Annotated in this window: 15 protein-coding genes; 9 read left to right on the top strand and 6 right to left on the bottom strand. The window is 73.0% G+C overall.

Annotated features, from left to right (window positions below):
- Positions 1–31 precede the first annotated feature (31 nt).
- The gene (locus tag EDD30_RS26140) at positions 32–1486 is read right to left on the bottom strand and encodes a glycoside hydrolase family 3 N-terminal domain-containing protein (protein ID WP_071807777.1); all 1455 of its coding nucleotides are present in this window, start codon (positions 1484–1486) and stop codon (positions 32–34) included.
- A gap of 164 nt (positions 1487–1650) precedes the next feature.
- Here EDD30_RS26140 and EDD30_RS26145 point away from each other — a divergent pair, with 164 nt between their 5' ends.
- The 3 genes from EDD30_RS26145 to EDD30_RS26155 all read left to right on the top strand — a co-directional run bounded on the left by EDD30_RS26145 (position 1651) and on the right by EDD30_RS26155 (position 4628).
- Positions 1651–2829, top strand: a complete 1179-nt coding sequence (locus EDD30_RS26145; protein ID WP_123678520.1) for an ROK family transcriptional regulator — start codon at positions 1651–1653, stop codon at positions 2827–2829.
- A 63-nt stretch (positions 2830–2892) separates the two neighbouring features.
- Positions 2893–3708: an ABC transporter ATP-binding protein gene (locus EDD30_RS26150; RefSeq protein ID WP_123678521.1), complete on the top strand. Its 816-nt coding sequence runs from the start codon at positions 2893–2895 to the stop codon at positions 3706–3708.
- An 11-nt stretch (positions 3709–3719) separates the two neighbouring features.
- Complete coding sequence (locus EDD30_RS26155; protein ID WP_071805116.1) at positions 3720–4628, top strand: ribokinase; 909 nt, start codon at positions 3720–3722, stop codon at positions 4626–4628.
- A gap of 128 nt (positions 4629–4756) precedes the next feature.
- Here the strand turns inward: EDD30_RS26155 and EDD30_RS26160 are convergent, their stop codons facing one another.
- Together EDD30_RS26160 and EDD30_RS26165 are read right to left on the bottom strand one after the other, a co-directional pair.
- Positions 4757–5116, bottom strand: coding sequence for a DoxX family protein (locus EDD30_RS26160; protein WP_071805117.1), 360 nt, complete (start codon positions 5114–5116; stop codon positions 4757–4759).
- Positions 5113–5577, bottom strand: a complete 465-nt coding sequence (locus tag EDD30_RS26165; protein ID WP_071805118.1) for a DUF6232 family protein — start codon at positions 5575–5577, stop codon at positions 5113–5115. The genes EDD30_RS26160 and EDD30_RS26165 overlap by 4 nt, the downstream gene beginning before the upstream one ends.
- A 90-nt stretch (positions 5578–5667) precedes the next feature.
- On the opposite strand from EDD30_RS26165, the gene EDD30_RS26170 reads away from it, so the two are divergent.
- From EDD30_RS26170 to EDD30_RS26185, 4 genes are all read left to right on the top strand, one after another.
- Positions 5668–6441, top strand: coding sequence for an enoyl-CoA hydratase/isomerase family protein (locus EDD30_RS26170; protein ID WP_071805119.1), 774 nt, complete (start codon positions 5668–5670; stop codon positions 6439–6441).
- 67 nt (positions 6442–6508) lie between these two features.
- Entirely contained in the window at positions 6509–7084 is a 576-nt protein-coding gene (locus EDD30_RS38435; RefSeq protein ID WP_143162655.1) for a hypothetical protein, read from the top strand.
- 35 nt (positions 7085–7119) lie between these two features.
- On the top strand, positions 7120–8733 hold the full coding sequence (locus EDD30_RS26180) for an Hsp70 family protein (RefSeq protein WP_071805121.1): 1614 nt from the start codon (positions 7120–7122) through the stop codon (positions 8731–8733).
- Positions 8734–8798: 65 nt separating this feature from the next.
- Positions 8799–10421, top strand: coding sequence for an acetolactate synthase (locus EDD30_RS26185; RefSeq protein ID WP_071805122.1), 1623 nt, complete (start codon positions 8799–8801; stop codon positions 10419–10421).
- A gap of 5 nt (positions 10422–10426) precedes the next feature.
- Here EDD30_RS26185 and EDD30_RS26190 read toward each other — a convergent pair whose 3' ends face one another.
- The 3 genes from EDD30_RS26190 to EDD30_RS26200 form a co-directional block, all read right to left on the bottom strand.
- Positions 10427–10765: a PLD nuclease N-terminal domain-containing protein gene (locus EDD30_RS26190; protein ID WP_071805123.1), complete on the bottom strand. Its 339-nt coding sequence runs from the start codon at positions 10763–10765 to the stop codon at positions 10427–10429.
- Positions 10766–10892: 127 nt separating this feature from the next.
- Positions 10893–11219 carry a DUF202 domain-containing protein gene (locus tag EDD30_RS26195; RefSeq protein WP_071805124.1) on the bottom strand — a complete coding sequence of 109 codons (327 nt, stop codon included), beginning with the start codon at positions 11217–11219 and terminating at the stop codon, positions 10893–10895.
- On the bottom strand, positions 11216–11557 hold the full coding sequence (locus EDD30_RS26200) for a YidH family protein (protein WP_071805128.1): 342 nt from the start codon (positions 11555–11557) through the stop codon (positions 11216–11218). The genes EDD30_RS26195 and EDD30_RS26200 overlap by 4 nt, the downstream gene beginning before the upstream one ends.
- Positions 11558–11984: 427 nt before the next feature.
- Between EDD30_RS26200 and EDD30_RS26205 the strand changes: the two genes are divergently transcribed.
- Both EDD30_RS26205 and EDD30_RS26210 read left to right on the top strand, forming a co-directional pair.
- Positions 11985–12764 carry an electron transfer flavoprotein subunit beta/FixA family protein gene (locus EDD30_RS26205; RefSeq protein WP_071805125.1) on the top strand — a complete coding sequence of 260 codons (780 nt, stop codon included), beginning with the start codon at positions 11985–11987 and terminating at the stop codon, positions 12762–12764.
- 14 nt (positions 12765–12778) lie between these two features.
- Positions 12779–13729, top strand: a complete 951-nt coding sequence (locus EDD30_RS26210) for an electron transfer flavoprotein subunit alpha/FixB family protein (protein WP_071805126.1) — start codon at positions 12779–12781, stop codon at positions 13727–13729.
- Positions 13730–13763: the final 34 nt, after the last annotated feature.

The raw sequence follows: 13763 nt of genomic DNA on the forward strand, positions 1-13763 counted from the left end.
AGACGTGGGGCACACCTCGGCAGGCGGCGGATCAGCGGGTCAGGCCGAGTACCTCCGCGGCCGCTCGGCCGTTGGCGTGGCTGGCGCCGTACGTGGTCACGAACGCCCGGACCCCGGCCGGGCGCCACGCCGACGGCCAGCCCATCTCCACCACCGCGACGGCGTGCCGTGCCGCGAGCGACTCGACCAGCGCTCGGGCCGCCGCGGCGCGGTGGACGTGCCGCCCGACCACCACGATGGGGCGCCCTCCGGCCCGGCCGGCGAGCCGCTCCGGCGATGTTTCCGCCGGGACGACGGTGAGCTGGTCGGTGCCGTTCAGGTGGGGCGACAGACCCCACGGCACCCGGCCCCCGGCGATCGTGTGCGTCGCCACGAGCTGCACGACGAGCGGGTGCGCCAGCTCCGCGACCGACCCCTCGACCCGTACCGCCCGCCGGGCCGCCGCGTAGCCGAGTCCCGCGTCGGTGTGCGCCCGCGGCGGTGCCGGCCGTGCGGCCCAGGCGGCGAGTTCTCCCGTACGGATCGCCGCATCCTCCAGCCGGCGGCGGTCGAGGCGGCCGTCGCCGACGGCGGTGACGATCTGCGCCACCACGTGCTCGACCAGGTCCGCGTCGATCCGGGCGCCGAGGCACAGCAGGTCCGCACCCGCGGCCAGGGCGCGCACCGCCGCCGGACCGATCCCTCCGGCGGACTCGCAGGCGCCCCGCATCTCCAGGGCATCGGTGACGATCGCGCCGGTGAAGCCGCATTCGCCGCGGAGCAGGTCGCGCAGCACCGTGGCGGCGAAGGTCGCCGGCTCGGTGCCGGTCAGGGCCGGGACCCGGATGTGGGCGGTCATGACGGACCGGGCGCCGGCGGCGATCACCGCGGCGAACGGCGGCAGGTCGCGCTCGCGCAGGACCTCCGCGGGTACGTCGACCGTCGGCAGCGCCAGATGGGAGTCGACGAGCGTCGCGCCGTGGCCGGGAAAGTGCTTCGCGCACGCGGCGACGCCGGTCGACTGGAGGCCCCGTACGGCGGCCGCGGCGTGTCGGGCCACCTGTGCCGGATCTGCGCCGAAGGAACGCGTACCGATGACGGGGTTGTCCTCGGCGGTGTTGACGTCGACGGTCGGTGCCAGGTCCAGGTTGATCCCCGCATCCGCCAGGTCCGTGCCGATCGCCGCGTAGACCGCGCGGGTGAGATCCGGGTCGTCGACCACACCCAGTGCGGCGTTTCCCGGGTACGGACTGCCGGTGCGGTGCGCGAGCCGGGTCACGTCGCCGCCCTCCTCGTCGATCGCGACGAGGGCGTCCGGCCGTACCGATCGCAGCTCGGCGGTGAGCCGGGCGACCTGATCGCGGTCGACGACGTTCGCGCCGAAGAGGGTGTGCCCGGCCAGGCCGTCGGTGAGCAGCGCCAACGCCCGAGCGGGCGGTGAGGTACCGGCAAAAGCCGCAAGCAGGGTGCGCAGGGCGAGGCGGCGCAGTCCCGGGTCGATCGCCATGGTTACCTTCCTCGGTGGGGCCCTGTTCTGCGGTGCCGGCGAGCTGTCATGATCGCTGAACGTCTATTGGACACGCCGAACGGCCAGTATGTGCTGACCGTTACGCTGCGGCTACGCAAGAGTGCCGACAACGCACGAGGATTTGTCGAAAAGTAGGGGAAGTAATGGCTGCCACCCGCCTGCCGGGCACCCCCCGGTTGCTGCGCGCGCTCAACGATCGCGCGGCACTCGAGCTGCTGCTCTCGAAGGGGCCGCTGACCCGCGCGCAGCTCGGTGAGATGACCGGGTTGAGCAAGGTCACCGCCTCGCAGCTCGTCGAGCGGCTCGAGGAGCGCGGGCTGGTCCGGCGCGTGGGCGAGCAGGCCGGTGGCCGGGGGCCGAACGCGCAGCTCTACGCGGTCGCTCCCGGCAGTGCGCACGTCATCGGCGTCGAGGTCCTGCCGGACCGGGTCGTCGCCGCCTGCGCCGACATCACCGGCGAGATCGTCGGCCGCAGCGAGCAGACCACCCACGACAGCGATGATCCCGTACGCGCGGTGCACGGCGCCGTGATGCAGGCCGCGACCGAGGCCGGTACCGACCTCGACTCGATCCACCGCGTGGTGCTCGGCACCCCCGGCCTTGTCGACCCGAAGACCAGCGAGGTCTCGTTCGCGTTCGACCTGCCGCGCTGGCACCGCGGCCTGCTCGCCGAGCTGCGCAAGGACCTCAGTACGCCGGTGGTGTTCGGCAACGACGTCAACCTCGCCGCGATCGCCGAGCAGCACACCGGCGCCGCCCGGGGCGTCGACGACTTCGTCCTCATCTGGGTGGGCCGCGGCGTCGGCCTCGCGATGGTGATCGGCGGCAGGCTGCACCAGGGCAGCACCGGTGCCGCCGGCGAGATCGGCTACCTGCCCGTCGCCGGGGTGGAAGTGCCGCACCACGTCTCTGAGCGTGGCGTGAAGGGTGCGTACCAGACCCTGGTGGCCTCGGATGCGGCGAAGGCGATCGGCAAGCAGTACGGCTTCGAGGGCGAGGAGTCCGCCGACGTGGTCCGGGCCGCGGTCGCCGCCGGGGACGCGGGCGCGCCGGTGCTGGACGAGCTCGCCCGGCGGCTCGCGCTCGGCGTGGCGGCCACCTGCGTCGTGCTGGACCCGCCCCTGGTGGTGCTGGCGGGCGAGGTGAGCCAGGCCGGCGGGGTCGCGCTCGCCGAGCGGGTCGAGGCGGAGGTCGCCTCGATCACCCTGGTGACGCCGAAGGTGGTGATCAGCGAGGTCGCCGCGGAACCGGTCCTGCGGGGCGCGCTGCTGACCGCCCTGGACGCCGTCCGCGACGAGGTCTTCGGCTCCACGACCGCGTGAGGCCGCCCGGCCGAGCCCGGCACGCCGTCGGGCGCCGCCGGCGGTGCGTGGTTGGATGGACGCGTGCTCGAGGCAGAGACCCCCACAGCCCCTGACGACGACACCGTGATCTCCTTCGACCGGGTGAGTGTCATCCGCGGCGGCAACTTCCTGCTCCGCAGCGTCTCCTGGCAGGTCGAGCTGGACGAGCGGTGGGTGATCCTGGGCCCGAACGGCGCCGGCAAGACCACGCTGCTCAACCTCGCGTCCGCCCGTATGCACCCGTCCCGGGGCGCGGCGTGGGTGCTCGGCGAGCGGCTCGGCCGTACGGATGTCAGCGAGCTTCGTACCCGGGTCGGCATCACGACCGGTCAGCTCGCCGACCAGGTGCCGCCCGAGGAGCGGGTCCTCGACGTCGTCGTCACGGCCGCCTGGTCGGTCGTCGGGCGCTGGCGGGAGGCCTACGACCCGCAGGACGAGCGGCGCGCCCGCGCGCTGCTCGACCAGCTCGGCATGGGCGCGCTGACGGACCGCCTCTTCGGCACCCTCTCCGAGGGCGAGCGCAAGCGCACCCAGATCGCCCGGGCGCTGATGACCGATCCGGAGCTGATGCTGCTCGACGAGCCCACCGCGGGCCTCGACCTGGGCGGGCGCGAGGACCTCCTGGCCCGGCTGGGCGAGCTCGCCGAGGATCCGGACGCTCCGGCGATGGTGCTGGTCACCCACCACGTGGAGGAGATTCCGCCGGGCTTCACCCACGCGATGCTGCTGCGCGAGGGTTCGGTCGTCGCCGCCGGTCTGCTGGGCGAGACGCTGACCGCGGACAACCTCTCCAAGACGTTCGGCCTGCCGCTGGTGGTGCAGCGTACGGGCGGCCGCTACACGGCCCGGGCCGCCTGAGGAGCCCCGACATGGCCGACCCGTCGCCGCCGCGGATCGTCGTCGCCGGCAGCGCCAACATGGACCTGGTGGGCCTCGCACAGCGGCTGCCCCGCCCGGGCGAGACGGTGCTGGGCGACGACTTCGTGATGACCCCGGGCGGCAAGGGTGCCAACCAGGCGATCGCCGCGGCCCGTGCGGGCGGCGCCTGCACGATGCTCGGCGCGATCGGCTCCGATGCGTTCGGCGTGACCATCAAGGCCCGACTGAACGCCTCGGGCGTCGACACGGAGCATCTTCGGACGAGCTACGGCGCGTCCGGCGTCGCGGTGATCATGGTGGACCGTGCCGGGGAGAACGCCATTCTCGTGAGCCCGGGCGCGAACAGTACCTTCGCCGGGCTCAGCGCCGCGGAGAGCGCGGTGATCGCCGAGGGCGACGTGTTGCTGTGCCAGCAGGAGATCCCCTCGGACACCGTCGTAGCGGCGGTCCGTGCGGCCCGTTCGGCCGGCACCCGGGTGATCCTGAACGCCGCGCCGGCTCGGGAGCTGCCGCCGGAGCTGCGGGAGTGCGTCGACTTGCTCGTGGTGAACGAGGGCGAGGCCGTCGCGATCACCGGGACGCCGGAGCCGGACCTGGCGGCCCTTCTGGCGCTGGTGCCGCGGGTGGTGCTGACGCTCGGCGCCCACGGCTCCCGCTACGCCGACCGGGACGGCCGCGACGAGCGGATCCCGGCCTTCGCGGTCGACGCGGTGGACAGCACCGCGGCGGGCGACGCGTTCACCGGCGCGCTGGCCGTGGCCTGGGGCGAGGGTCGTGACCTGGTCGCCGCGGTGCGCTGGGCCAACGCCGCCGGAGCGGTCTGCGCCCGCACGGTGGGCGCGTCCGGTTCGCTGCCCGCCCGCGCCGACATCGACGCCCTCTACGCGCGCTACGCCTGACGGGCCGCGGGTGTCGGTCTTCGTCACGATCAGCTCGTCGGCGCCGAGGGTGCGTTCCATGCCGGTCGGGCGGATCCGGGTGGCCTTCATGGTCTCCATATCGTCCCCGGACGCCGGGACGCCGGGGGCTACTTTGCCGAAGACGCGACGCGCAGTCCCCACAGCACCAGGGGCACCTGCAGGGGCAGCCGGCCGTAGGCGACGGCCCGCCGGGCCGGGGACGCGTGCCGCCAGTCGACGGCCATCTTGACGTTGGCCGGGAACACCGCGGCGAAGAGGCCGGCCGCGGCCAGCCCGCCGAGGCGGCGGGTGCGCGGGTGCGCCACCGCGGCGGCGACGGCGAGCTCGGCGGCGCCGCTGAGGTAGGTCCAGGTGCGCGGGCCACCCGGCAGGGAGCGCGGGACGAGGGCGTCGAAGGGGCGCGGCGTGGCGAAGTGCAGGACGCCGGTGGTGGTGAGCAGTCCGGCGAGGGCGTGGAACGATCTCATCGAGGAACGGTGTCATGATCGAGGGCGCGTTGCAAAGCCCGGTAGATCTGCCCGAAACGCTGGGCGTTGTCCGTCCGCAGCAGCAGCGTCCGGTGGCCGCGCACGTCCGCCCAGATCTCCATCCGGCGGCTGCCGCGATCGTAGGAGCGGTCCACGAGCTCGAGCAGTACGTCGGCGAGCGGCGCCGCGGCCAGGCCGACCAGGATGCCGCCGCCGGCCAGCGCGACCGTGGTGCCGGTGGAGGCGTCGAGGACCAGCGCGAGGAGCACGCCCAGCGCGCCGATCACCAGGGGAGCGATCATGGCGATACCGAGGGCACCGCGCCCGGCGACCGCGCTCCACTGCCGGCGCCCGCGCGCATGCCAGACCTGCACGAAGTCGCGCAGCCGGTAGTCGTGACCGCCGATCCGGATCCCGCCGGACGTGACGACCACGTCGCGGTCCCGGTAGTAGGTGACCATGTCGCCTCCCTCTCCGTGCAATCGTACTTACCCAGCGGGGTACGCCTTACGCTGTCCGCACCTTGAACGATCGATCAGGAGGCAGTCCGGGTGAGTGAGTTCGTGAAGCTGGAGATCGGCGACGGCATCGGCACGATCCGTCTTCAGCGGCCGCCGATGAACGCCCTCAACACGCAGGTGCAGGAGGAGCTGCGGTCGGCCGCCGAGGAGGCCACCGCGTCCGCCGACGTCCGGGCGGTGATCGTGTACGGAGGGGAGAAGGTGTTCGCCGCCGGCGCGGACATCACCGAGTTCACGACCACCACGTTCCAGGAGATGACCGTACGGGCGGCGGCGCTGTCCAGCGCGTTCGACGCGGTCGCGCGCATCCCGAAGCCGGTGGTCGCCGCGATCACCGGTTACGCCCTGGGCGGCGGCTGTGAGCTGGCGCTGACCTGTGACTGGCGGGTCGTCGCCGACGACGCGAAGCTGGGCCAGCCGGAGATCAAGCTGGGCATCATCCCGGGCGCCGGCGGCACGCAGCGGCTGGCCCGGCTGGTCGGCCCGGCCCGGGCCAAGGACCTGATCTTCTCGGGCCGGATGGTCGACGCCGAGGAGGCACTGCGCATCGGCCTCGCCGACCGCGTCGTGCCCGCCGCCGACGTCTACTCCGCCGCGGTCGAGCTGGTGCGGCCGTACGTGAACGGCCCGGCGATGGCCCTGCGCGCCGCGAAGCAGGCGATCGACGGCGGCCTGAGCATGGATCTCGCCTCCGGCCTGGCGCTGGAGAGCCACCTGTTCGCGGGCCTCTTCGCCACTGACGACCGGATCGAGGGCACGACGGCGTTCGTGGAAAAGCGTAAGCCGGGGTTCACCGGGCGGTGATCTCCGCCCCGACGGATACCCGATAGGATCTCGCGGTTATCGATCTGTTGCCATAAAGTTCCCCTCTGTGACGATGCCGGGGGTTCGGGGGACGTCGGTGCGCCGCACCGTGATCGTCGCGGTGGGGCTCGTGACCGGTCAGGCGCTGCTGTGCGCCGTGATCGGCTTTGTGACGTTCGACGGGCGCGGGGATGCGTCATCGGCGCGTTCCCGCGTCGCCGCGCCGCTGCTCGACCCGCCGATCGCCGTCCCGGCCCCTGCCTCGCCGGCACCGGCCGACTCCTCCCGTACGCCCCGCAGGGACGCCGGCGCCCACCTCTCGAAGAGCTCTCTGCCGGCCCGGTCCGCGGCGCCGGCCGCGTCGCCGGCCGCGTCGCCGGCCGCGTCCAGCCGCGCGAGCAGCGCTCCGGTTCCGGCGTCGCCGCCCACGCCGCCCACGGCGGTCCCGCCGCTTCCACCGCCGCTCCCTGATTCCCCGCCCTCGGTGCCGCCGGACGGCCGGCGCCGCACGGTGCCGGTGCTCGGGGATTTCTGCGCCGACGAGGGCGCGACCGGCGAGACCGGCGACGGCCGCAAGGTGCGCTGCGCCTGGGACCGCCACGGTGACCTGCGCTGGCGTCCGGACGACCGACGTCGGCCCTGATCAATTGGTGACCCGCAGCGCCTACACTGGCGCGCATGTCCATCGACCAGGGTCGGCACTCGCTCGGCGTCGACTTCGGCACCTCCAACACGGTCGCGGTCGCCCGCTGGCCCGACGGCCGCGCCCGGCCGATCCTCGTCGACGGATCCCCGCTGCTGCCCTCGGCCGTCTACGCCGAGCCCGGCGGCCTGATCCTGGTCGGCCGCGACGCGGTGCACAGCGCCCGCCGCGACCCGGCCCGCTTCGAGCCGAACCCCAAGCGCCGCATCGACGACGGGCTCGTCCTGCTCGGCGAGCGGGAGCTCCCGGTGGTCGACCTCATCGCCGGCGTCCTGGTCCGGGTCGCCGAGGAGTGGCATCGGGCGGTCGGCCCGGTCCGGCCCCACGTGACCCTGACCTGCCCGGCGACCTGGGGCGCCACCCGGCGCGGCCTGCTCGCCGAGGCCGCCTCTCGCGCCGGGCTCGAGGGTGCCCGGCTGGTTGCGGAGCCGGTCGCCGCCGCCACGTACTTCGCCGAGGTGCTGGGCCGCGACGTACCCATCGGCTCGGTCGTGGTGGTGCACGACTTCGGTGCCGGCACGTTCGACGCGAGCGTGGTCGCGCGCACCGCCGAGGGCTTCGAGGTGCTGGCCGTGGACGGCCGCGACGACATCGGCGGCCTCGACGTCGACGCCGCCCTGGTCGAGCATCTCGGCGTGCTCTGCGCGGAGCGGGACGCCGAGGCCTGGAAGCGGCTGACGGAGCCGGCGACGCTGGAGGACCGCCGCGCCCAGCGGCAGCTCTGGGACGACGTACGGATCGCCAAGGAAAGGCTCTCGCGCACCCAGTCGGCGGACGTGATGGTGCCGCTGCTCGATCTCGAACTGCACGTCACCCGCGAGGAGCTGGAGAAGCTCGCCCGTCCGGTCCTCGACCAGACCGTACGGGTGACCCACGACCTGCTGCGTTGGGCGGACCTGCCGGAGGGCCGGCTGGCCGGGGTCTTCCTGGTCGGCGGGGCGAGCCGGATCCCGCTGGTCGCCACGCTGCTGCACCGCGAGCTGGGCGAGGCCCCGGTGGCGATCGAGCAGCCCGAGCTGGTGGTCGCCGAGGGCAGCATCCTGGCGGGCGCCGCCCTGCTGGCGTCCGAGCCCGCGGCGCCGGGACCCACCTCGGAGATGCGGCTCGTTTCCCGGCCCGATGCCGGCCCCGGTCCCGTCCCCGTCGCCGCGACCGATCCGCCCACAGCCCCCGCCGCCTCCCAGGACGACATCGAGACGGTGCGGACCCCTCGCCGCGAGCTCACCGGTGCGCTTCCGCCCGCGGTGGATCCGTGGCCCGACGCGACACAGCACTGGCAGCGCGACCCCGAGGCCACCGTGGCGGTGTCGCCGGCCGCCACCGTGCTTCCGGTGTCGCCGCCTGCCCGGCCGGTCTCCCCGGCCCAGGGGGTGTCTTCCAGGAAGGGCGCCACGGTGCGGTGGGAACAGCCGCCTGTGCGCCGCCGCAGCGGTCGGGCCTTACGGGCCGTCCAGGTGTTTCTGAGCATCGTCCTGCTGGTCACGGCGCCGGTCGTCGCGTTGCTGGTGACGTACAGCATCTCGGCGGAGGTGCCCTTCGATGCGAGCATGACCTATCTGATCGAAGATCTGCGCCGCCTCATGGGGTGAGTCTCGTTCACGTTCCGCCGCCGGGCCGGTAGCGTGCAGCGCAGGACCGGACGGCGGAGGCGGGCATGGCGGACATGATCGAAGGCCACGGCGGGGACCTGGCGCTGGCGGCGCTGCGGGCGTACGGAGTCACGGAGATGTTCACTCTCTCCGGTGGCCACGTCTTCCCGATCTACGACGCCGCCTACAAGGCCGGTTTCCCGATCTACGACGTACGCCACGAGCAGTCCGCGGTCTTCGCCGCCGAGGCCGTCGCCAAGCTGCAGCGCCGTCCCGGCCTCGCCGTGCTGACCGCCGGCCCCGGCGTCACCAACGGCGTCTCCGGGCTCACCAGCGCGTTCTTCAACGCCTCGCCGGTGTTGGTGCTGGGTGGCAGGGCACCCTCCTTCCGCTGGGGTTCGGGCAGCCTGCAGGAGATCGACCACGTCCCGCTGGTCGCCCCGATCACCAAGTACGCGGCCACCGTGACCGGCACCGAGCAGATCCCGGCCGAGATCGGCCGGGCGCTGACCGCCGCGCTGACCGCCCACCGCGGTCCGTCCTTTCTCGACCTGCCGCTGGAGGTGCTCTTCTCCAGCGAGGACGTCGCGGCGCCCGGCGAGCCCGCCGTGCCGGTGCTCGAGCCGGATCCCGACGAGGTGGCCCGGGCCGCCGCGCTGCTCGCCGAGGCGGAGCGGCCGGTGATCATCGCGGGCTCCGACGTGTGGGGTGGCGACGCGGTCGCCGAGCTGCGGGCCGCGGCCGAGGCGCTGCAGATCCCGGTCTTCACCAACGGCATGGGCCGCGGCGCGCTGCCGACGGGGCACCCGCTCGCCTTCGCCAAGGCCCGCCGCCCCGCGCTGGGCGGGGCCGACGTGGTCGCGGTGATCGGCACCCCGCTCGACTTCCGGCTCAACTTCGGCGAGTTCGATGCCGCGCGGGTGATCCACATCGTCGACGCGCCGAGCCAGCGCGCCACGCACGTCCAGGCCGCCGTCTCGCCCGCGGGCGACCTGCGGCAGATCCTCGCCGCGCTCGCGAACCATCAGGGGAAGCGCGCCGACCACAGCGAGTGGATCGAGGGACTGCGGGCCGCCGAGGACGCCGGCCGGGCCCGCGACGCCGAGGCCATGGCCGCCGAGAGCGACCCCATCAAGCCCGCCCGCGTGTACGGGGAACTGCGCAAGGTCCTGGCCCCCGACGCGGTCACCATCGGCGACGGCGGTGACTTCGTCTCGTACGCGGGCCGCTACCTCGAGCCCGCCCAGCCCGGCACCTGGCTCGACCCGGGCCCGTACGGCTGCCTCGGCACCGGCATGGGTTACGCCATGGGTGCCCGGATCACGTACCCGGACCGGCAGATCTGCGTCCTCATGGGCGACGGCGCGGCGGGCTTCTCGCTGATGGACGCCGAGTCGCTGGCCCGGCAGAACCTCCCGGTCGTCATCGTGGTCGGCAACAACGGCATCTGGGGCCTGGAGAAGCACCCCATGCAGGCCATGTACGGCTACGACGTGGCCGCCGACCTGCAGCCGGGCCTGCGCTACGACGACGTGGTCACGGCGCTCGGCGGCGCGGGGGAGACGGTGGAGAAGTCCGGCGACCTGGGTCCGGCCCTCGCGCGGGCCTTCGCCTCGGGCGTGCCCTACCTGGTCAATGTGCTCACCGATCCCGCGGACGCGTACCCGCGCTCGTCCAACCTCGCCTGAGCCGGTCAGCCGTCGTCGTTCTTGAGCTCGCGCTCCCACTTGTCCAGCAGCTCGCGGTCGCGGCGGGACTGCTCGGTGTCCATCGAGCGCAGGAAGTCCGGGTCGTCGTCGGGTGACACCGGGCGCGGCCCGGTCCGGCGTGTCCGGCCGCCCTCGCGCGGCGGCGGCAGTGGTCGGCCCCAGAGGAAGTATGCCAAGGGGCCGAAAAGGGGGACAAGAAGGATCACGAGGACCCAGAGGATGCGCGGCATGCCGCGGACCCGATCGGCGGACAGCGCGCCGATGAGTGCGAGCACCAGGAGAATGAGCTGCACGGCAGCCAGGAGGACGAACAACCGGACCATGTGGCAATGATGACGCGCCGCGACCGCAACGGCGACGGTCCTCCTCCGCCCGGCTTGTCAGAGCAGCCTTTCGCCCGGTTTGTTCAGAGCAGTCCTTCGCCCGGTTTGTCGGAGCGGCCCTCCAGGTCTACAGCAGGACCAGCACCGTGCCCAGCAGCGCGAACGCCGCGGTGATCAGCGCGTAGGAGGTCACGGCCCGGCGCCCCGGACGGGGCGGCCAGACGGCGAGCCAGTGGGCCCGCCGATAGGCGAGCGCGACCAGCACCGCCCAGCCGGCCATCGCGAGCGCCGCGAGCAGGATGATCCCCGGGCGGGCGTCGGGTGCGAAAGCGGGTCGTGCGGCCAGCAGGGCGACGACGGTCGCGGACATTCCGGTACGTCGCCAGGCCAGGCGGGTGCGTTCCGCGGAGGCTCCCGGGTCCCGGACGTATCCCGGCGCCGGGTCCGCCGTCATCGTGCTGCCTTGATCAGCACCGCGACGACCAGCAGGAGGGCGCCGACCGCCACGATCAGGGCGAGGACGGCGGGGAAGCGGGAGCGGGGCAGGTCGGCGCCGAGGCGCATGGCTTTCTCCGTACGCGCCCAATGGTCCACCGCCCGGACCGCGACCACACCGCCCAGCAGGAGCAGCGCCACCGCGATGATCTCCCTGAGATGGCTGATCGGCAGCGGCGGCAGGAACTGGGCGCAGGCCAGCCCCCCGGCGAGCAGGGCCAGGGCGGTGCGGATCCAGGCCAGGAAGGTGCGCTCGTTGGCCAGGGAGAACCGGTAGTCCGGCTTTTCTCCGGCCATCGGGGTCCGGTGCGGGTCGAACCACTGAACGAGCACGGCCTCATTATCGACCGTCGCGGTCAGGAAGGCGGCCGCGAGTGCGCCATCTCATGATCGGTCAGCTCGCTCCACAGCCGGCGGATCTCGGCGCTGAGGCATGCCTCGCGAGGTTTACCGCACGTACACCAGGCTCCCTCCGGCTCGGCGGGGGCGTGCGGTGAGGGAGGATGGGTCCGGAGCGGGGTCGACCCGCTCGTCGAAGGAGTGATCTGTCCGGACATGTCGTAACACCTCCTTGCCTCGACTCTAGCGATCATGAGATTGCCGCGGGTGAGGTGAGTCACTCTCAGTGGCGGAGACCCGAAAGCTACCGACGGGTAACATCTGGTGGGAAACGTGAAACCGGCTGCAGGCGTGCGTCCATAAACAGGAGGGTCGTCGAAGCGCGATGAACATCGTCGTACTGGTCAAGCAGGTGCCCGACTCCGGTGCCGAGCGCACCCTGAGCGCGAGCGACAACACGGTCGAGCGCGGCTCGGCGAACAACGTCATCAACGAGATGGACGAGTACGCCATCGAGGAGGCGCTGAAGATCAAGGAGGCGCACGGTGGCGAGGTGACCGTCCTGACGATGGGCCCCGCCGGTGCGACCGAGTCGATCCGCAAGGCCCTCTCCATGGGTCCCGACAAGGCCGTGCACGTGCAGGACGATGCCCTGCACGGCTCGTGCGCCGTGGCGACCTCGAAGGTCCTCGCGGCCGCCCTCGGCACGCTCAACGCCGACCTGATCCTCTGCGGCGCCGAGTCGACCGACGGCCGCGTCCAGGTCATGCCGCACATGCTCGCCGAGCGCCTCGGCATCGCGGCGCTGACCGGCGCCCGCAAGCTCACGGTCGACGGCTCGCAGCTCACCGCCGAGCGTCAGACGGACGAGGGCTACGAGGTCGTCACCGCCGCCACCCCGGCCGTGGTCAGCGTGTGGGACACCATCAACGAGCCGCGCTACCCGTCCTTCAAGGGCATCATGGCGGCCAAGAAGAAGCCGGTGCAGGGCCTGTCGCTCGCCGACCTGGGCGTAGCGGCGGACGAGGTCGGCTTCGCCGGCGCGACGTCGACCGTGGTCGAGTTCGCGCCGCGCCCGCCGCGCAGCGCGGGCACCAAGGTCACCGACGAGGGCAACGGCGGCGCGCAGCTCGTCGAGTTCCTCGCCACCGAGAAGTTCGTCTGAGAAGGGGCCCCACAATGGCTGAAGTATTGGTCGTCGTCGAGGCCTCGCAGGCTGCCGGCGTCAAGAAGGTCACGCTCGAGATGCTGACGATCGCCCGCGGTCTGGGCGACGTCTCGGCCGTCGTGTTCGGCGACGCGGGTGAGCTCACCGCCAAGCTGGGCGAGTACGGCGCGCAGAAGATCTACGTCGCTTCCGGCGAGGACGTCGAGGGCTACCTGGTGGCGCCCAAGGCCACCGCGGTCGCCGAGCTGGTCAAGCGCGTCCAGCCGGCGGCGGTCCTGCTCGCCTCCACCCAGGAGGGCAAGGAGATCGCCGGCCGCCTCGCGGTCAAGCTGGACAACGGTCTGCTCACCGACGCGGTCGAGCTGGCCGCCGACGGCACCGCCACGCAGGTGGTCTTCGCCGGTTCGGCCATCGTCAAGTCGAAGGTCACCCGCGGCCTGCCGATCGTGACCATCCGTCCCAACTCGCTGACCCCGGCCGCGGCCCCGGCCACCCCGGCCGTGGAGCAGCTCACGGTCACGGTGACCGAGGCGGACAAGCTGACGAAGGTCGTCGAGCGCGTCGCGGAGCAGAAGGGCTCCCGCCCCGAGCTCACGGAGGCGTCGATCGTCGTCTCCGGCGGCCGCGGCGTCGGCAACGCGGACAACTTCAAGCTGGTCGAGGAGCTCGCCGACCTGCTCGGCGGCGCGGTCGGCGCGTCCCGCGCGGCGGTCGACTCGGGCTACTACCCGCACCAGTTCCAGGTCGGCCAGACCGGCAAGACGGTGTCGCCGCAGCTTTACGTCGCCCTGGGCATCTCGGGCGCGATCCAGCACCGGGCCGGCATGCAGACCTCGAAGACGATCGTCGCGGTCAACAAGGACCCCGAGGCCCCGATCTTCGAGCTCGCCGACTTCGGCGTGGTGGGCGACCTGTTCAAGATCGTGCCGCAGGCCGGCGAGGAGATCCGCAAGCGTAAGTAACTCTGGTACGAAACGGCCCGGCGTCCTCCGATGC

The sequence above is a fragment of the Couchioplanes caeruleus genome, from assembly GCF_003751945.1.
Classification (GTDB): Bacteria; Actinomycetota; Actinomycetes; order Mycobacteriales; family Micromonosporaceae; genus Actinoplanes; species Actinoplanes caeruleus.